We start from the raw sequence: 19054 nt of genomic DNA, 5'->3' as shown, positions 1-19054 counted from the left end.
CGGAGAAAAGGCGAGAGCGCCCGTATGCCGCTATCGGCATACGGGCGCTCTCGCGTCGTCGACGCGTCAGGGCACGCGGTACAGCCACTCCTCGGTGCCGAACTTCTCCTCGACCAGACGCTCGGCCTCGGCGTACTCCGCCTCGGTGATGTCGCCGTCCACCGCCCCGTACAGGTTGCGGAACGTCAGCTTCATCTGCTCGATGATCTCGGCGCGGCTGAGGCCGGTCTGGCTCCGAAGCGGGTCGACCCGCTTCGCGGCGGACGTGATGCCCTTGTCGCTGATCTTCTCGCGTCCGATCCGCAGCACCTCGGTCATCTTCTGACCGTCCATGTCGTAGCTCATGGTGACGTGGTGCAGCACGGCGCCGGATCCCAGCCGCTTCTGCGCGGCACCGCCGATCTTGCCCTTCGGGCTCGTGATGTCGTTCAGGGGCACGTAGCTCGCATCGATCCCGAGCGACTTCAGCGCGACGATCGCCCACTCGTCGAGGAACGCATAGCTGTCGGCGAAGCTCATGCCCTGCACGAGGTCCGCCGGCGCGTAGATGGAGTAGGTGACGACCGACCCCGCCTCCATGAACATCGCGCCGCCGCCCGTGATGCGGCGCACGACCTGGATGCCGTACTTCTCGGCGTTCTCCGGGTCCACCTCGTTCTTGACGGACTGGAAGCTGCCGATGACGACGGCGGGCTCGTCCCACTCCCAGATGCGCAGGGTCGGGCCGCGGCGGCCGTCGCCGACCTCGGTGGTGAGCACCTCGTCCAGGGCCAGGTGCATCAGCGGGGAGACGGCCTTCGCGTGCACGATCTCCCAGTCGTAGTCGCGCCAGCTCGTCGCCCTGGCCAGGGCGCGGCGGATCGCCACCGCGACCGCCTCCGGCGAGAACCCGAGCAGGATCGCACCCTCGGGCAGCGCCTCCTTGACCGCGGCCGCGATGGTCTTCGAGTCGGACTCGGCGGGCAGTCCGTTCACGGCCGCATCGATCGCCTCCAGGGCGGTGTCCGGTTCGAGGAAGAAGTCCCCGGCCAGCTGGAACTGCGCGATCAGCCCGTCCACGACCTCCAGGTCCACGACGACGAGCTTGCCTCCCGGGACCTTGTACTCACCATGCATACCTTCAGCCTAGGACTGCTCGCTCCCCATGTTTCTACGGAGTCGCGGACCGCGCCGCCCGCATCGTGCCACTCCTTACTACTTAAGGGCCGCGACGGGGACGCACAGTGTCGGCATGACCGAGAACGACGCCACCGCCACCGACGCCGGTCTTCGTCGCTATCTGCAGACGAGGCCGTTCGCCACACTCCGCATGCTCTACTGCGATTCGGGGCTCGATGCCGCGACGGTGGCCGACGGAGTGCGCAAACTGCTCGCCTCCGACGAGCTGCAGGACCTCGGCTCGCACTTCGTCTTCCGCCCGGCCGCCGGCTGACACGGCCGGCGGTCGACTGACCGCTGACGGCGGTCGGCGGACGGCGGTCGGCGGTCGGCGGACGGCGGTCGGCGGTCAGCCGCGCGCCGGGATGCGCGGGTCGAGCCACGCCGTGAGGTCGGCGAAGACCTCCTCGCGGTTGGTCTCGTTGAAGATCTCGTGGCGGGCGCCGGGGTAGACGATCGTCGTCACGTCGGTGAGTCCGGAGCGCCTCCGGTACGCGCGCTCCAGCTTCCGGGCGGAGGCCTCGCCGCCCAGCGGGTCGTCGTCGCCCACCTGGATGAGAAGCGGGAGGTCGCGCTCCAGGTTGCGCGCGGGGCGGCCGAGCAGGCGGGCGGCGTCGGCCATCCCGAACAGCTTCTGCAGCGGGACCAGCGTCGTCATCGGGTCGTCGATGAACGCCTGGGCGACGGCAGGGTCGCGGCTCAGCCACTCGGCGCCGGTCGTGCCGAGGTGCGCGTGGCGCTTGTTGAGGTCCCCGCTGTTCATCGACCCCACCACCCGGTAGGCCGTGCCGGAGAGCACGGCGGCGTCGTAGTCGGCGCTGTGGTCGTTGAGGATCATCTGCCCCATCAGCGACCCCCAGCTGTGGCCGACGTAGACCAGCGGGAGCCGGGGCTCCGCGTCGCGGATCAGTCGCGTGAAGGCCCGGACGGAGCGCACGGCCGCGCGCAGGCCGCCCGGCCCGAGCCTGCCGAGCTTCGACGCGTCCCCGTTCCACTGCTCGAGCCCGGTGCGCCCGTGCCCGCGGTGATCGTCGGCGTAGACGACGTACCCCTCGCCGACGAGATGCTCGGCGAGGGCGAGGTACCGGCCGGCGTGCTCCCCCACGCCGTGCGAGAGCTGCACGGCCGCCCGCGGCGCCTCGGCGGGATACACGTCGTAGAAGATCCGGACGCCGTCGTCATCGGTGAAGTCATGCTGCACGCGTTCATTCTGCTGCACGCCGGCGGCGAACGGAGTTTATTTAGCCGATCTAATTTGTTAGGCTAACGATGTATGGGCAGCCGACTCTCGAACCACGAACTCAGCGGGACGCTGCGGGTGGCCGTCGCACGGCTCTCCCGCCGCCTGCGCGCGGAGAAGGCGGACCACGAGCTCAGCGACACCCAGACCTCCACGCTCGCCTTCCTCGTGCGTGAGGGCTCCGGCACCATCGGCCGGCTGAGCGAGCACGAGCGGGTCACGCCTCCCTCGATGAACCGCACGGTCAACCACCTGGAGCAGGCCGGCTACGTCGAGCGCACCCCCGACAGCGCGGACGGCCGCAAGGTCGTCGTCGTGCCCACCGACGCCGGTCGCACGCTCGTCGCCGAGACGCGCCGCCGCCGTGACGCGTGGCTCGACCAGCGTCTGCGCGCGCTCAGCCCGGAGCAGCGCGCCACCCTCGCCGAGGCCGCCGTCATCATGCGAGAGCTCGCCGACTCGTGAGCGCGATGTTCCGCTCGCTCGCCGGCGTGAACTATCGCATCTGGGCCGGTGGCGCGATCGTCTCCAACGTCGGCACGTGGATGCAGCGCACGGCGCAGGACTGGATCGTCCTGACCGAGCTCACGCACAACAACGCCGCCGCGGTCGGCTTCGTGATGGCGCTGCAGTTCGGCCCGCAGCTGCTCCTCCTCCCGGTGACCGGGTGGGCGGCGGACCACCTCGACCGGCGCAAGCTGCTCATGGCGACGCAGGGTGCGATGGGCATCCTGGGCCTCGGGCTCGGCATCCTCACCGTCACGCACGTCGTGCAGCTCTGGCACGTCTATGTCTTCGCCCTGCTCCTCGGCGTCGTCGCCTCGTTCGACGCGCCCGCCCGGCAGACCTTCGTCTCGGAGCTCGTCGCCGGCCCGAACCTGTCGAACGCCGTCGCGCTCAACTCCGCGTCGTTCAACGCCGCGCGCCTCATCGGTCCCGCCGTCGCGGGTCTCCTGGTCGCAGCGGTCGGCGCGGGCTGGGTGTTCCTCATCAACGCGGCGACCTTCGGGGCGGTGCTGCTCTCGCTGATGATGCTGCGGCGCGACAAGCTGTACCGCAACGAGCGCGCCAAGCCGCACCGCGGCGGCCTGGTCGACGGCTTCCGCTACGTGCGCCGCCGTCCGGACATCATCGTCATCCTGATCATGGTGTTCCTGATCGGCACGTTCGGCCTGAACTTCCCGATCTTCATCTCCACCATGTCGGTGACGGTCTTCCACCAGGGCGCGGGCGAGTACGGCATCCTGTCGTCCGTCATGGCCGTCGGCTCGGTGATCGGGGCGCTGCTGGCCGCCCGCCGCGAGCGGCCGAGGGTCGCGCTCCTGTTCGCCGGTGCGGCGTTCTTCGGCGCGGGATGCACGCTCGCGGCCGTGATGCCGACCTACTGGCTGTTCGCCATCGCGCTGATCGCGATCGGCGTCTCCTCGCAGACGCTGATGACGACCGCGAACGGAACCGTGCAGATGACGACCGACCCGGTGCTCCGGGGTCGCGTGATGGCGATCTACATGGCGATCTTCATGGGCGGCACGCCCATCGGCGCCCCGATCGTCGGCTGGGTGGCCGACACGTTCGGCCCGCGCTGGGCGATGGGCGTCGGCGGCGCCAGCGGGTTCCTCGCGGCACTCGTCGGCGTCTTCTACCTCGTGAAGTACCGCGGCCTCCGCGTCCGCTTCAGCGGCATCCGCCCCCGGGTCACGCTGAGCCCCCGGGAGGAGGCCCGCGAGGAGCTCGAGGGCACCGAGGCCACGGCGACCCGCACGTCCTGACCACCGAAGGGCACGTTGTTGTCGCTTTCAGCGCGTGAAAGCGACAACAACGTGCCCTTCGGCGCTCGAGGCCGGCGCCGAGCCCTCAGCCCTTCACGGACCCGGCGGCGAGGCCCTTCATGACGCGCTGGTTCAGGAACAGGTAGAGCAGCAGCGTTCCGAAGATACTGACGCAGATCGCCGCGAACAGCGGACCGTACTGGATCGCCCCGTACTGCCCGGTGAAGTTCAGCAGCCCGACCTGGATGGTGCGCAGATCCTCGCTGTTGGTGAACGTCAGCGCGATCAGCAGGTCGTTCCACAGGAAGAAGAACTGCACGAGCGCGACCGTGAAGATCGCGTTGCGCACGATCGGAACGCCGATGGACCAGAACTGGCGGATGAGCCCGGCGCCGTCGAGCGTCGCCGCCTCGAACAGCTCGCGCGGCACCGCACGGAAGTACGTCGCGATCATGAAGACCGTCAGCGGCAGCCCTGCGGCCGTGTAGGTGATGATCAGCGGCCAGAGCGAGCCGGTCAGGCCGATGTTGAAGTAGATGGAGAACAGCGGCAGCAGCACCATCTGGCCCGGCACCATGATCCCCGCGAGGAACAGCAGCAGCACCGCGCCGCGGCCCTTCCACACCAGGATCTCCAGCGCGAACGCGGCGGCGACGCCGAGCGCGATCGTCAGGAACAGCGCGGGGAACACCGTCAGGACGCTGTTCAGGATGTACCGGCCCATGTTGCCGGTGGTGAACGCGCTGACGTAGTTGGTGAAGTCCCAGCTGCTCGGCAGCGTCCAGAACGGATCGTTCAGGAACTCGTTCTGGGTCTTGAACGAGCCGAGCAGGATCCACACCAGCGGGTAGATCTCCACGATCAGCAGCAGCACGATCAGGATGTTCAGCGGCAGCCGTCGCAGGAACCGTCCGGCCCCGCCGCGGCGCTCCTCCGACGGGCGCTTGAACGTCACGTCGCGGTCGAGCTCTTCGGTGAAAGCGGTCATGGCTCAGGCTTTCGTGAGGTCGCGGCGGGTGCCGCGGAAGATGAAGACGGTCACGATGAGGCACAGGATGGTCAGCATCAGGGCGATGGTGGAGCCGTAGCCGTAATCGCCGTACGTGAACGCGGTCTGGAACATGTAGAGGGTCAGCGGTGTCGTCGCGTTGCCCGGCCCGCCGTTGGTCAGCGCGACAACCGAGTCGAACACCTTCAGCGTGCCGTTGATGCTGAAGATGATGCTCGAGAGCAGCACGGGGGCCGAGAGCGGGATGACGATGCGCCGCACCAGCGACCAGCCGCCGGCGCCGTCGAGCCGCGCGGACTCGATGATCTCGTCGGGGATGTCCACCAGCCCCGCGAACAGCAGCACGGCGTAGAAGCCCATCGACCGCCAGATGTCCATGATGATGAGCACCCAGAAGGCGGAGTCGGCGTGGCCGAGGAAGTCCGTCCCCGCTCCGCCGAACGCCTGGATGAGCGCGTTGGCCGGGCCCGGCTGCGGCGTCAGCTGGAACATCCGTTGGAACAGCAGGGACACCGCGACGGTCGGCAGCACGACGGGGAAGAACACGACGGTGCGCACGAACCCGGACGCGCGCTTGAGGAAGAACACGTAGAGCAGTGCCAGCAGGTAGCCGACCGCAACCTGCCCGATCGTCACGATGATCGCGTACTTGAGCGTGAAGCCCAACGCGTTCCACGCGTTCGGATCGGTGAAGAACTGCTGGAAGTTCTTCAGCCCGGCGAAGGTGAAGCCCTGGATGAGGCCGCCGGAGAAGAAGGTGTACCCGAACGACCACACGATCGGGATGAGCGTGATCGCCGTGTAGACGACGAGCGCTGGGCCCACCAGCAGCAGAGCGGTGCGCCGGCTTGCGAGCACGGAGTTCATGGTGCGGGTTCTCTCTGGTTGCGGTGAGGGTGCGGCGGGCGGGCCCGTCGCACCCTCACCTTCCTACGGTTTCGGGTCGTCCGGCTACTGACCGAGCGCCGTCTGAACCTGCTGCATGAAGTCGGACCCGGAGAGCGATCCGTTGCCGAGCGATCCGCCGTTGGTCTGGCTGACCGTGGTCGCCTTGGCGCTGAACAGGGCCTCGAACCAGAGGACGGCCGACTTCGAGGTGTTGACCGTGTCCTGCACACCCTTGGTGAGGGCGGAGACGTCCGAGTGGTCCTTGCTCAGCTTGAACCCGGAGACGACGCCCGACTTCGAGAGGACCTCGTCGCCGTAGCCCTGCGCGATGCACTTGAGCCAGGCTGCGCTGCCCGAGTTGAACTTCGCCTTGCTCATCATGAGCGGCTGGCCGACGTTCGCCGGGGTCTGGTCGACGCTGCCTTTGCCGCCGTCGACGGCAGGGAACGGCATGAAGCCGATGTTGTCCTCGCCGATCTGGTTCTGCGTCTTGTCGGTGAAGTTGGACAGGATCCACGAGCCCATGTAGAACATGGCGGCCTTGCCGGTGAGGAACTGGTTGGTCGCGCCGTTGTAGTCGGTGGAGGCGACACCGGCGCCGAATGCGCCCGCCTTGCCGAGCTTGGAGACCTGGTCGGCGGCCTTCACGTAGTCGGCGTCGGTCAGCTTGGCCTTGCCGTCGGCGACCGCCTGCAGGGCGTCCGGACCGAGGTCACGGAAGATGTACGCGCCGACGAGGCGCGTGATCGGCCAGCCGTCCTTGCCGTCGCCTGCGAACGGCTGGACGCCCTTGGCGAGCAGCTTGGACGACGCGGCGGTGAGCTCGTCCCATGTGCCGGGGACCGCGATGCCGTTGTCGCTGAAGATCTTCTTGTTGTACCAGATGCCCTCGATGTTGAGCTCGTTGGGCAGCGCGTAGGCGTCGTCCTGGCCGTAGAGCTTCTGCATGGTGGAGGAGGCGATCGGCAGGATCTGGTCCTCGAGGCCGTCCTTCTTGAGCTCGGCCGAGATGTCGACGAGCTTGCCGCCCTTGATGAACTGCTTGGCGAGGTCCGGGGTGCCGGGGCTGACGAAGATGCTCGGCAGGGCGTTCTGGCCGGCGAGGAGCTGGAGCTTCTGGTCGTGCTGGGTCTGGTCGTCCGCGTCCGTCTTGATGGGCGCATCCTTCTGGGCGGCCTGGCAGCCCGCGGTGCTGAGCGCCTTGAGGGTGTTGTTCGGAGTGGCGTTGCTGGTGAGGCCCAGGGTGGTGAAGTTGCCGCCGCCGTTGCTTCCGCCGCTGCTGGAGCAGGCGGTGAGGGCCAGGGCTCCGGCCGCCAGGACAGCGCCGATGACGGCGAGCCGCCGGTGCCGTCGGTGTGCTGTGATCACTTTTCCTCCTTGAAAAGGGTCGCGTCCGAGGTCGCGAACGTGATTAGAACGTTTCAACGTGAATGAAAGCACAAGCCTCGGTCGAGTGTCAACACATCGTCAGGTCACGATACGATCACTGGCCTCGCGCCGGTTGAAGACCGCTTGAAACGTTCTAAAGGAACGCGGTATGGTTCGAGGGTCTTGGCGGCCAGCCGCCGCTCGCACCACTCGCCCGGCCCGGCCGGAGCATCCACTCGAGGAGGAGTCCATGACCGTCGCCGTCGATCAGCCGCGCTTCGAGCGCCGCGACAACGCGCTCGGCCTCGGCGTCGCCCGGCCGCGCCTGAGCTGGAGGACGACAGCCTCCGATCCCGACTGGGCGCAGGCCGGCTACGACGTCGAGGTGAGCCGCGGCGGCGTGACACGCGTGCTCTCGGTGGAGTCCCACGATTCGGTGCTGGTCCCGTGGCCGGACGAGCCGCTGACGTCACGGGAGGACGTGGAGGTGCGCGTCCGCGTCCGGGGCTTCGACGGCACGACGTCCGCGTGGTCGGCGCCGGCCCGCGCCGAGGCCGGGCCCCTGGACCCGTCCGAGTGGACCGCGTCCGCCGTCTCCCCCGGCGCGCTGCCCGCCGACACGGACGGACGTCCGGCGCTGCTTCGCCGCGACTTCACCGCCGGAGCGGTCGCCCGCGCCATCCTCCGCGTCACCGCGCACGGCCTGTTCGAGGTGGAGCTGAACGGCGTCCGGGTCGGCGACGACGCTCTCGCGCCCGGGTGGACGCCGTACCAGCACCGCCTGCGCGTCCACACCTACGACGTGACGCACCTGGTGCAGCTGGGCGAGAACGCGATCGGCGCCTGGCTCGCCGACGGCTGGTTCCGCGGCCGCATCGGCTTCGACGGCGGTTACCGGGAGCTCTATGGCGACCGCACGGCGCTGTTCGCCCAGCTCGAGCTCACCGCCCCCGGTGGCGCCCTGACCACCGTCGCCACCGACGGCGACTGGACGACGCACCCCTCCGCCATCCTCGCCTCCGGGCTCTACGACGGCGAGCGCTTCGACGCCGCCGAGCGCATCCCCGGCTGGTCGCGCGCCGGGTTCGACGACGCCGACTGGCCGCCGGTGGAGGTCGTCCCGTTCGACACGTCGCTCCTCGTCGCTCCGGACGGCCCGCCGGTCCGCTGCACCGGCGAGCTGCGGCCCGTCACGGTGACCCCGCTCGCCGGCGGACGGCAGCTGATCGACTTCGGGCAGAACTTCGCCGGGCGCATCCGGCTGCGCGCCGCGGCCGTGCCGGATGGCGCCGAGCTCACGCTCCGGCACGCCGAGGTGCTTCAGGGTGGCGAGCTGTACACGCGACCGCTCCGGCAGGCGGCGGCGACCGACGTGTACCTCTCCGACGGCGGCCCGCTCGACTGGGAGCCGCGCTTCACCATCCACGGCTTCCGGTACGCCGAGCTCTCCGGCTGGACCGGGGACCTGCACGACCTGGAGATCATCGGGCGGGTCTACCACTCGGACATGGCGCGCACCGGCACGTTCTCCTCCTCCGATCCGCTCGTGGACCGGCTGCACGAGAACGTCGTGTGGAGCATGCGCAGCAACTTCGTCGACATCCCCACCGACTGCCCGCAGCGGGATGAGCGGCTCGGCTGGACCGGCGACATCCAGGTCTTCGCGCCCACCGCGGCCGGGCTGTACGACGTGTCCGGCTTCCTCGCGTCCTGGCTGAAGGATGTGGCGGCCGAGCAGCTGCCGGACGGCACCGTGCCCTGGTACGTCCCGGTCATCCCCGGCGGCCCGTACTGGACGCCCATCCACCCGGGCGCGGTCTGGGGCGACGTCGCGGTCCTCACCCCCTGGGCGCTCTACCGGCACTACGGCGACCGTGCCGTGCTCGCCGACCAGTACCCGAGCGCCCGCGCCTGGGTCGACCTGGTCGACCGGCTGGCCGGCCCCGACCACCTCTGGGACGAGGGGATGCAGCTCGGCGACTGGCTCGACCCCACGGCTCCCCCGGAGGATCCCGCGGACGCGAAGACAGACAAGTACCTCGTCGCCACCGCGTACTTCGCCGAGTCGGCGCGCACCCTCGGCCTGATCGCCGCGGAGCTGGGCCACGCGGAGGACGCCGAGCGGTACACCGCTCTGTCCGCCGCCACCCGCGCCGCCTTCCGCGAGCGCTGGGTGCTCACCGGCGGCCGGCTCTCGAACGACGCGCAGACCGCATACGCCCTCGCGATCGCGTTCGACCTGTTCGACGAGCGGGAGCTCGCCGCGGCCGGCGAGCGCCTGCGCGACCTCGTCGAGGCGAACGGCCACCGCATCGGCACCGGATTCGCCGGCACGCCGCTCATCTGCGACGCGCTCACCAAGGCCGGCCAGACCGCGACCGCGTACGCCATGCTGCTGGAGCGCGAGTGCCCGTCCTGGCTCTACACCGTGCTCTCCGGCGGCACGACCATCTGGGAGCGCTGGGACAGCATGCTCCCGGACGGCACCGTGAACCCGGGCGAGATGACCTCGTTCAATCACTACGCCCTCGGCTCGGTCGCCGCCTGGCTGCACGGGACGGTCGCGGGACTCACCCCGCTGGAGCCCGGCTTCCGCCGGTTCCGCGTCGCACCGCAGCCGGGTGGCGGCCTGACCGCGGCCGAGCGCACGCTGGAGACGCCGTACGGCAGCGTGGCGGTCTCCTGGCGCCGTGCCGACGGCCGCTTCGAACTGACGGTGACGGTGCCGACCGGCTCCCGGGCGGAACTCGTCCTCCCCTCCGGCCGCATCGTGGAGGCCGGTCCCGGCACCCACCGCGTCGGCGAGCCGACCACGGTGCCGGTCGTCGCCCGATGACCTGGCACTATCCGCCGCACCAGTACGAGCTCGGGCTGCTGCACACGCTGGTGCGGAAAGGCCGAGCGGCCAACCGGCACGTCGACTACGCACCGAACTACGCCGACACGATGCGCTCGGCCGAGTTCAGCGTCGACGGCGCCGACCCGTTCACGATCGAGGCGCCGGCGGGCGAGCCACCCGCAGTGTGGACGGACGGCGCCGCCGACGTGCGGGTGCGGGAGCCCGGCGGCGAGTGGACGGAGCCGCGCGAGGTGCCGGGGACCGCATCCACTCCCCCGCATCGCGAACCGGAGCCGATCGTCACGCTCGAGCCGACGCCGCGCGACGGCCTCTGGGAGCTCGCGTCACCCGTGCTCGGGCGTCCCGTCTTCCGTTCCGCGTCGACGCCGGTCGTCTCCTCCGGGGAGTCCCGCGAGGAGGCGTTCGCGCTCACCGAGGAGCAGGAGACCCGGCACGATGTCCGCCGCCTCCCCGACGGCCGCTGGACCACCGTGCACGCCCTCGGCTTCCGGTTCCTCCGCATCGACGCCGACGACGTGACGGAGCTGGTCGTGGAGGCGTACGAGCATCCCGTCTCGCGCACGGGGTCTTTCGCCTGCTCGGACGCGACGCTGACGCGGATCTGGCAGGTGAGCGCGTCGACGCTGCACACCTGCATGCACGGCCTCATGCTCGACGGGATCAAGCGGGACCGGATGCCGTGGATCGGCGACCAGGCGCTCAACACACTCGCCAACGCGTACGCGTTCGGCGACGCCGGGATCGTGCAGGACAGCCTGGTGGCCCTCGGCCGGCCCCGCTCCGGCTATGTGAACGGCATCGCCGACTACTCGCTCTGGTGGCTGATCGCGACCGGGTTCCTCGCCCGCTCCTTCGACGCCCGCGACCACCTCGCCGCGGAGGCCGACAACATCCACGCATTCGCAACGGACCTGGCGGCGCACGCGGGCGAGGACGGCCTGCTGCGTCCCGCCGGCACCGACGACGACTTCCAGCTGGTGTTCATCGACTGGGGCGTCGACGTCGACCCGACGCGGGATCCCACCGCGCTCCAGCTGCTCTGGCACTGGGCCCTCACCTCCACGGCCGACGTCCTGGCGTCCGCCGGGCATCCCGGCGCCGAACGCTGGCGCGAGCTGGCGGCGACCGTACGGGCGACACTGCAGCGCGTCGGCCGCACGGCCGACGGTGGCTGGCGCGCCTACGCGGACGGGTCCGCCGAGGCCTCCCTCTATCCGGCGTTCCTCGCCGTGCTCGCCGGCCTCAGCGGGCCGGGGGACGCTTCGGTCGCCGCGCTCCTCGCCGGGGCCGAGCGCGCGGGGACGCCGTTCATGACCGGCTTCTTCCTGCGCGCGCTCATCGAGCTGGGCGACACGGAGGGCGCCGTGCGGCGCATCCGTGCGCTCTGGGGCGGGATGCTGGACGCCGGGGCGACGAGCTTCTGGGAGGACTTCGCCGAAGCCAGCGACTCCGACGGCACGGACTCCGACCGCGCCGACTCCGACATCGCCATGTACGGTCGCCCGTTCGGCAAGAGCCTGTGCCACGCCTGGTCGTCGGGGCCGGCCGCGCTGCTCCCAGACGCGATCCTGGGGCTCCGGCCGCTCGCCGACGGCTGGAGCCGGTTCGCCGTCGACCCGCACCTCGGCGGCCTGGAGTGGGCGGAGGCACGCGTGCCCACGCCCGGCGGCGACATCGCGGTGACCGTCCGCGGCGGCGACGTCACGGTCGATGTGCCACCCGGATCCACCCTCGTGGGTCCGGAGGGCGAGCATCCCGGTCCCGCCGTCGTGCGCTGGCCGACCGCCCTAGGATGATCGACATGGTCCACCCCAGGGGGAGCAGGGACGCCGCGTCCGGCCCGCCCAACATGCACCACGTCGCGGAGCTGGCCGGCGTGTCCGTCGCGACGGTGTCCAACGTGCTCAATCACCCCGAGAAGGTCGCCCAGGCGACGCGGGACAAGGTGTTCCAGGCGATCGATCAGCTCGGCTTCACGCTCAACCAGACCGCCAGGGCGCTCCGCTCCGGGGAGGCGCGGACCATCGGCCTGGTCGTGGTGGACCTCACCAACTCCCTCTTCGTCGACGTGGCGCGCGGCGCACAGGCCCACGCCCAGTCGAACGCCCTCACACTGCAGCTGGCGAGCGCGAACAACGACCTGTCGATGCAGGACGCGCACCTGGCGTTCTTCGACAGCGCGCGCGTGTCCGGCATCATCCTCGCGCCGATGCAGGAATCCGACGAGCAGATCGGCCGGGTGCGGCGTCATGGCCGGCCGGTGGTGGTCGTGAACTTCGACTCGCGGCAGACCGACTCCTGCCGCGTGCTCATCGACAACGAGCGCGCGGGTTACATCGCCGCGAAGCACCTCATCGATCTCGGGCGCACGCGCATCGCGTTCGTCGCCGCGCGCGACGACTACCAGCCCGTCCACCAGCGCCGCGAAGGCGCACGCAAGGCCGTCGCGGAGGCGGGAGGGACGGTGCGGCTGATCGAGCTGGACACCGTCGACCTGGATCCGCCGGGCGGTGCCGACGCCGGCCGGCGGCTCGCCGAGATGGACCCGGACGAGCGCCCGGACGCCGTGCTCGCCGTCACCGACCTGCTCGCCATGGCCATCATCAACGAGCTGACGAGCGCGGGCGTGCGCGTGCCGCAGGACGTGGCCGTGATGGGCTGCGACCACAACTCGGCCGCCTGGGGCGGCGCCATTCCGCTCACCTCGGTCGCGATGCAGGGTGAGGAGATGGGCCGCGCGGCGGTCGATCTCCTGCTCGGCGAGCTGCGGGATGCGCCGGGGACGCACGTTCACCGCCGGGTGCTCCTGCAGCCGCACCTCGTGGTGCGCGAGTCCACGCTCGGCCGCCAGCGGGTCGCGCCGGGCACTCGTGTCCGCGCGGACGCGGGCGCCTCTCCGTCCTGACGCGCGCGCTCCGCATTCCCCCTCGGGCATATACCGTCCCGCCATCGACCGGCGGCCGGTCGAGGGGCACGTTGTCGTCACTTCGGGCGCCGAGAACCGACAGCGACGTGCCCTTCGGCGAGCGATGCGCAAACTGAATCGATCCAATTCACCCTTGTGCGGATTCCGCGGGTCCGCTAGCGTCCCACGATTGAAACGTATTAATTGCGTTTCGCGGGTCGGTAGGCGCGTCCCGCCGGGCCGGTTTTCTCAACGAAGAGGAGTTCAGATGACCCACCTCCGCACTCGCAGGCGACTGCGAGCCTGGATCGCGCCGGCGGCCGCCGCCGGCCTGCTCATCGCCGCGCTCGGCTCCAGTCCGGCCTTCGCACAGCCCCCCGGACCGACTGCGACGAAGGCCGCCACCGTCGCGAAGACGACGAAGTTCCCGCCGGGGTGCCCGTGGATGGACACGTCGAAGTCCCCGCAGAAGCGCGCCCAGCTCCTGCTCCAGGCCAGCACCCTCGACCAGAAGCTGCGCTGGCTGGACGAGCAGGCCGCGAACAACCCGACCCAGACGTCCTTCAATGGCGTCACCTATCCGGCGCAGGTCGCCTGCACGCCGAAGGTCGTCTACTCGGACGGCCCGGACTACGTCCGCGGAGCGAGCGGTGTCACGATCTTCCCGGCCCAGCTCGCGCTTGCCTCCTCGTGGGACACCGGCCTCGCCTACGCGAAGGGCAGGGCGCAGGCGGACGAGGCGTTCCGCTCGGGCCTCAACGGCCTCCTGTCGCCGCAGATCCTCTCGGGACGCACCCCGTTGGACGGTCGCATCACCGATTCGTTCGGCGAGGACAGCCTGCTGAGCGGCGACCTCGCGGCCGCCCAGACCACGGGCATCCAGAAGGGCAACCCGACGGAACCGGTGATGTCCGTGCTCAAGCACTACATCGCGAACGAGCAGGAGCTCGACCGCCAGACCAGCTCCTCGAACATCGACGGGCGGACGCTGCGCGAGGTCTACGACCTGGCGTTCCAGGTCGCCGTCGACAAGGGAGACCCTGCAGGCGTCATGTGCTCGTACAACCAGGTGAATGGCGTCTACGCCTGCGAGAACCCGATCCTGACCAACCTCCTCAAGGATGAGACCGGGTGGGCTGGTTACGTCGTCTCCGACTTCGGCTCGGTGCATTCGACCGCACCGTCGCTGAACGCCGGACTCGACCAGGAGCTCAACCGGCCGATCTACTACACCCCCGCGAACATCCGTGCGGCTCTCGACAACGGCTCGGTCAGCATCGCGCAGATCGACGCGGCGGCGACGCGCGTCGTGACGGCGTACCTCAAGACCGGTCTGTTCGACCACGCCCTGCCCACGACCCCGAGCACGTCCGCCTCCACGGATGCGAACAAGCGGGTCGCCGAGCAGATCGCCGAGAAGGGATCCGTGCTCCTGAAGAATGCGGACGGCATCCTGCCGCTGACGAAGAAGGCGAAGACCGTCGCCGTCATCGGCGCGACGGCGTCGAAGACCGCGACCAACGGCGTCAGCGCCGCGACCGTGTGCGCCATCCACAATTTCGGCCCTGCGACCGCCTGCCCGAACGTGGTGGCGCCGCTCGACGCGATCACCGCGCGCGCCGCGAAGGCCGGCGCGACCGTGACGTTCGACAACGGGTCCGACCCGGCGGCCGCCGCCGCGACGGCCGCGAAGGCCGATGTCGCGATCGTCTTCGGCTACACGGTCCAGGGCGAGGGGGCCGACCGCACGTCGCTCTCGCTCGACGGCAACGGGGATGCGCTCGTCTCGGCCGTCGCCGCCGCCAACCCGAACACGGTCGCCGTGCTCGAGACCGGCAGCGCGACGGACATGCCCTGGCTCGCTTCGGTGAAGGGCGTCATCCAGGCGTGGTACCCGGGTGAGCAGGGCGGCACCGCGCTGGCCCGGCTGATCTACGGCGATGCCGACTTCAGCGGCAAGCTGCCGATGACGTTCCCGAAGTCGCTCGCGGACACGCCGACGAACACGCCTACGCAATACCCGGGGCTCGTGAACGGGTCCCCGACGCGACCGGCGGGCGACAAGTCCATCCGACAGGTCGCCTACAGCGAGGGGCTGGCGATCGGCTACAAGTGGTAACAGAGCAAGGACATCGCGCCGCTGTTCCCGTTCGGTTACGGCCTGTCGTACTCGAGCTTCTCGTACAGCAAGCTCCAGCTCGCAACAGCTGTCGCGAACAAGGCGGGCAAGCCGATCACCGTCTCGTTCACGGTGCGGAACACCGGTTCGAAGGCAGCGTCCACCACGCCGCAGGTCTACCTGACCCTGCCCGCGTCGGCGGGCGAGCCGGGCTCGCGCCTGGTCGCGTTCGACACGGTGACCCTGGGCGCCGGAGCGAGCAAGCGCGTCTCGGTGACGATCGACCCGTCCTCGGTCGACCGTCCGCTGTCGTACTACAGCACCGCCACCAGCTCCTGGGTCACCGATCCCGGCACGTACGGTGTCGCCGTCGGCGACTCGTCGGACGCGTCCCTCACGGGATCGTTCACCGTGGCCGAGTGACACCTCACGTCCGCGCCTTGTGACGACGACGTGCCCCTCGACCACCGAGGGGCACGTCGTTGTCGCTTTCGTCGCGAATAGGCGACAACGACGTGCCCTTCGGCGGGCTGGGACGGCCGCGAGAGCCGGTTGAAACGATGCGATAGTGTTCAAAACGGCACGAGGGAGGGGATCGGGATGGCGGCGAAGCGCCCGAGCGTCAAGGATGTGGCCGCTCTCGCGGGCGTCGCGGTCGGCACCGTCTCGAACGTCCTGAACCGGCCGGAGATCGTCGCGGAGCCCACCCGGCGCGCCGTCGAGGACGCCATCGCCCGGCTCGGCTTCACGCGCAACGAGTCCGCCCGCCAGTTGCGCGCCGGCGCCAGCCGCGCCATCGCCATGGTGGTCATGGATGTGGCCAACCCGTTCTTCACCGACCTGTACGTCGGCGCGGAGGGCTTCGCGCTGGAGCGCGGCTTCTCCATCCAGCTCGGCAACAGCGGCAACCGCCACGAGCGGGAGCGCCAGCAGCTCGCCGCGTTCGAGCAGCAGCGCGTCCGGGGCGTGCTGCTCGCGGCCATCGGCGACGCGCAGCCCGAGGTCGAGCGGCTGCGCGAGCACGGGATCCCGACCGTCCTCGTCGACCGCGTCGCGTCCGACGTCGAGGCCTGCTCGGTGGCGGTCGACGACGTGGAGGGCGGCCGCCTGGCGCTCGACCACCTCATCTCGGAAGGGCACAGGCGCATCGCGTTCGTCGGCGGCCCCGACTCGCTCCAGCAGATCCGCGACCGCCTGGAGGGCGCACGCAAGGCCGTCGCCGAGTCCGGCGCGGACGTCGACCTGGTCCACGTGCCCGTCGAGACACTGGATGCACGCTCCGGTCGCGCGGCCGCCGACCGGCTCGCCGGCCTCGACGCCGCGTCCCGCCCCACCGCGGTCTTCGCGGCGAACGACCTGCTCGCGCTCGGCCTGCTGCAGGGCTTCGTGGCGCACGACCTGCGCGTGCCGGAGGACATCGCTCTGATCGGCTACGACGACATCGACTTCGCCGCGACCGCGGCCGTCCCCCTCTCCGCCGTGCGTCAGCCGCGCCGCGAGATCGGCTACGCCGCCGGCGAGCTGCTGTTCCGTGAGATCGAGGACCTGGACGCCTCGACCGCGCACGTCCACCAGCACGTCCGGTTCGTGCCGGAGCTGGTCGTGCGCCGTTCCTCCTCCCTGGCGGCCTCGCCCGCCTGAGATGAGTGAGTTCGTCTGTCGGAGGTGGAGTGCGCGTAACTCCGGAGTCGGCGCCTACCTCGCCACCTGTTCCTGAGTTCTTCACGCCTCGCATCGGCGTGTCGCGTGAACAACTCAGGAACCGATCGCGGGGATGCCCGAACGTTCCGGAGTTACCCACACCCCAGAACACGCGAGTACGCAGAAAATAGAGCCGAAACCGTCGAGTACGCGGATTCTCTGCGTACTCGACAGCTGGGGAGTCCCTTCCAACCGCCGCCTCCGCCTGACGCCCGCGGACGCGCCTCCCGCACACGGAGTTGCGAGCGCGGCGACGCCCTGCTAGCTTTGAAACGATTCATTCGACCGAAGGAGTTCTCGTGAGCGCCAGTGCATCCCGCCGGGTGTGCTTCACCATGCAGCTGAAGCCGGAGCGGGTCGACGACTATCTGAGGGCGCACGAGACGGTCTGGCCGGAGATGCTGGACGCCCTGCGCGAGACGGGCTGGAGCGACTACTCGCTGTTCGTCGACCGCGCGAAGGGGCTGGTCGTCGGCTACCTCGAGACCGACGACTTCGACGCCGCCGTCGCCGCGATGGAGGAACACGAGGTCAACGCCCGCTGGCAGGCCGGGATGGCGGAGTTCTTCGCCGAGGAGACCGCGCCCGACAGCACCATGAACCGGCTCACCGAGTACTTCCATCTCGACTGAACGCCCCACATCCCGCGCGAGCGCGCACAACGCACCACCCGCACCACCCGCACCACCACGCATCAACGCAACGAAGCAGTGAGGAAACACCCAGCAATGAGAGTCGGAAGCAGCAGCACAACGGGCTGGCGGGCCACAACATCCGTCGCCATGTCCAACTACATCGAGTCCGGCTCGATCATCGCGATCGCCACCAGCCTCGGCTTCTGGCAGACCCAGTTCCACCTGACCGACGGCTTCGTCGGCATCCTGGCGGCCTTCAGCGCCAACGCGTTCGGAGCGGCGATCGGCGCCATCCTCGGCGGGCCGCTCACCGACCGCCTCGGCCGCAAGTTCATCTACACCTACGACCTGCTCCTCTACATGGTGGGCGTGCTGCTCGCGGTCTTCGCGGTGAACGCCGGGATGCTGTTCGCCGCCTTCCTCATCACCGGCATCGCGGTCGGCGCCGGCGTCCCCGCGTCCTGGACCTACATCGCCGAGCAGGCGCCCGACCACGCGCGCGGCAAGCACGTGGGCATGGCCCAGCTCGCCTGGTCGATCGGCCCGCTCGTCGGCTTCGCCCTTGCGGCCGCCCTCGCCCCGCTCGGGCTGCTCGGCAGCCGCATCATCTTCTTCCACCTCTTCGTGGTGGCGGCCATCGTCTGGTGGGTGCGGCAGGGGCTCCCGGAATCGAAGCTCTGGACGGACGTCAAGACCGGCGCCGTCTCGACCGCCGAGTCGGGCCGCGGGATGCGCGCCCTGTTCTCGAAGCGCGTGAACATCACCGCGCTGCTGTTCCTCTTCGGCGTCTACGGCTTCTGGAACCTCGTCGCGGGACAGGCCGGCATCTTCATGCCGCGCGTCTACGAGGCGGCGGGCGTGCACAGCGCCGTCGAGCAGGACCTGCTGCAGGTGCTGGTCTGGGGTTGCACGGTCCTCGCCACCTACTTCGGCTTCATGCTGCTCGCCGACAGGATGTCGCGTCGCGTCCTCTACATCATCGGCGCCGTGCTCGGCATCCTCGCCTGGGTCGCCCTGGTCTTCGCGCCTCCCGGGCTGCCGACGCTGCTCACCTTCGCGATCGCGTGGGGTCTCGCCGCCGGCATCGGCGCCCAGGCGTTCTACGGCGTGTGGACGGCCGAGCTGTTCGCGACGCCGTACCGCGCCAGCGCTCAGGGCGTCCTCTTCTTCGCCGCCCGCATCGCGGTCGGCCTGCTCAGCTCCGTCTTCCCCGTGCTTCTGGCGACCTCCGGCGTCCCGGCCGTCGGCCTCATCCTCATCGCGTTCCTCGTCGTCGCCCTGCTGATCGGCGCGATCTGGACCCCGCGCACGCAGGGCAAGTCGCTGCGCCAGATCGAGGCGGAGCGGTACAGCTCGCCGACACCGTCCCCCACTCTCCAGCGCGACGACGCGCGCGCCTGAC

At 70.0% G+C, this 19054-nt stretch carries 16 protein-coding genes; 11 read left to right on the top strand and 5 right to left on the bottom strand.

Going from position 1 to position 19054, the window contains the following annotated elements:
* Nucleotides 1-66 precede the first annotated feature (66 nt).
* Entirely contained in the window at nucleotides 67-1116 is a 1050-nt protein-coding gene (locus tag AAME72_RS08515; RefSeq protein ID WP_348789808.1) for a biotin/lipoate A/B protein ligase family protein, read from the bottom strand.
* Nucleotides 1117-1231: 115 nt separating this feature from the next.
* Here AAME72_RS08515 and AAME72_RS08510 point away from each other — a divergent pair, with 115 nt between their 5' ends.
* On the top strand, nucleotides 1232-1432 hold the full coding sequence (locus AAME72_RS08510; RefSeq protein ID WP_348789807.1) for a hypothetical protein: 201 nt from the start codon (nucleotides 1232-1234) through the stop codon (nucleotides 1430-1432).
* Between the two features lie 75 nt (nucleotides 1433-1507).
* Here the strand turns inward: AAME72_RS08510 and AAME72_RS08505 are convergent, their stop codons facing one another.
* Nucleotides 1508-2359, bottom strand: a complete 852-nt coding sequence (locus AAME72_RS08505) for an alpha/beta hydrolase (RefSeq protein WP_348789806.1) — start codon at nucleotides 2357-2359, stop codon at nucleotides 1508-1510.
* A 72-nt stretch (nucleotides 2360-2431) separates the two neighbouring features.
* Between AAME72_RS08505 and AAME72_RS08500 the strand changes: the two genes are divergently transcribed.
* Together AAME72_RS08500 and AAME72_RS08495 are read left to right on the top strand one after the other, a co-directional pair.
* Nucleotides 2432-2863 (top strand): MarR family transcriptional regulator, encoded by a 432-nt coding sequence (locus tag AAME72_RS08500; protein WP_348789805.1) that lies wholly within the window; start codon nucleotides 2432-2434, stop codon nucleotides 2861-2863.
* A 5-nt stretch (nucleotides 2864-2868) separates the two neighbouring features.
* Entirely contained in the window at nucleotides 2869-4167 is a 1299-nt protein-coding gene (locus AAME72_RS08495) for an MFS transporter (RefSeq protein WP_348790105.1), read from the top strand.
* 85 nt (nucleotides 4168-4252) lie between these two features.
* Here AAME72_RS08495 and AAME72_RS08490 read toward each other — a convergent pair whose 3' ends face one another.
* The 3 genes from AAME72_RS08490 to AAME72_RS08480 form a co-directional block, all read right to left on the bottom strand.
* On the bottom strand, nucleotides 4253-5155 hold the full coding sequence (locus AAME72_RS08490; RefSeq protein ID WP_348789804.1) for a carbohydrate ABC transporter permease: 903 nt from the start codon (nucleotides 5153-5155) through the stop codon (nucleotides 4253-4255).
* 3 nt (nucleotides 5156-5158) lie between these two features.
* Complete coding sequence (locus AAME72_RS08485; protein WP_348789803.1) at nucleotides 5159-6043, bottom strand: sugar ABC transporter permease; 885 nt, start codon at nucleotides 6041-6043, stop codon at nucleotides 5159-5161.
* Nucleotides 6044-6127: 84 nt separating this feature from the next.
* Complete coding sequence (locus AAME72_RS08480; RefSeq protein ID WP_348789802.1) at nucleotides 6128-7432, bottom strand: extracellular solute-binding protein; 1305 nt, start codon at nucleotides 7430-7432, stop codon at nucleotides 6128-6130.
* 250 nt (nucleotides 7433-7682) lie between these two features.
* Here AAME72_RS08480 and AAME72_RS08475 point away from each other — a divergent pair, with 250 nt between their 5' ends.
* The 8 genes from AAME72_RS08475 (at nucleotide 7683) to AAME72_RS08440 (ending at nucleotide 19053) form a co-directional block, all read left to right on the top strand.
* Nucleotides 7683-10268 (top strand): glycoside hydrolase family 78 protein, encoded by a 2586-nt coding sequence (locus AAME72_RS08475; RefSeq protein WP_348789801.1) that lies wholly within the window; start codon nucleotides 7683-7685, stop codon nucleotides 10266-10268.
* Nucleotides 10265-12088: an alpha-L-rhamnosidase C-terminal domain-containing protein gene (locus AAME72_RS08470; RefSeq protein WP_348789800.1), complete on the top strand. Its 1824-nt coding sequence runs from the start codon at nucleotides 10265-10267 to the stop codon at nucleotides 12086-12088. The genes AAME72_RS08475 and AAME72_RS08470 overlap by 4 nt, the downstream gene beginning before the upstream one ends.
* A 5-nt stretch (nucleotides 12089-12093) precedes the next feature.
* The gene (locus AAME72_RS08465) at nucleotides 12094-13197 is read left to right on the top strand and encodes a LacI family DNA-binding transcriptional regulator (protein ID WP_348789799.1); all 1104 of its coding nucleotides are present in this window, start codon (nucleotides 12094-12096) and stop codon (nucleotides 13195-13197) included.
* A gap of 268 nt (nucleotides 13198-13465) precedes the next feature.
* Complete coding sequence (locus AAME72_RS08460) at nucleotides 13466-15316, top strand: glycoside hydrolase family 3 protein (RefSeq protein WP_348789798.1); 1851 nt, start codon at nucleotides 13466-13468, stop codon at nucleotides 15314-15316.
* 132 nt (nucleotides 15317-15448) lie between these two features.
* Nucleotides 15449-15739 carry a fibronectin type III-like domain-contianing protein gene (locus tag AAME72_RS08455; RefSeq protein ID WP_348789797.1) on the top strand — a complete coding sequence of 97 codons (291 nt, stop codon included), beginning with the start codon at nucleotides 15449-15451 and terminating at the stop codon, nucleotides 15737-15739.
* Nucleotides 15740-15916: 177 nt separating this feature from the next.
* On the top strand, nucleotides 15917-16957 hold the full coding sequence (locus AAME72_RS08450) for a LacI family DNA-binding transcriptional regulator (RefSeq protein WP_348789796.1): 1041 nt from the start codon (nucleotides 15917-15919) through the stop codon (nucleotides 16955-16957).
* A gap of 359 nt (nucleotides 16958-17316) precedes the next feature.
* On the top strand, nucleotides 17317-17649 hold the full coding sequence (locus AAME72_RS08445; protein WP_348789795.1) for an L-rhamnose mutarotase: 333 nt from the start codon (nucleotides 17317-17319) through the stop codon (nucleotides 17647-17649).
* Nucleotides 17650-17799: 150 nt separating this feature from the next.
* Nucleotides 17800-19053 carry an MFS transporter gene (locus AAME72_RS08440; RefSeq protein ID WP_348789794.1) on the top strand — a complete coding sequence of 418 codons (1254 nt, stop codon included), beginning with the start codon at nucleotides 17800-17802 and terminating at the stop codon, nucleotides 19051-19053.
* Nucleotide 19054 lies beyond the last annotated feature (1 nt).

Source organism: Leifsonia sp. NPDC080035 (assembly GCF_040050925.1).
Classification (GTDB): Bacteria; Actinomycetota; Actinomycetes; order Actinomycetales; family Microbacteriaceae; genus Leifsonia.
This window is presented reverse-complemented; position numbering and strand designations above follow the sequence as displayed.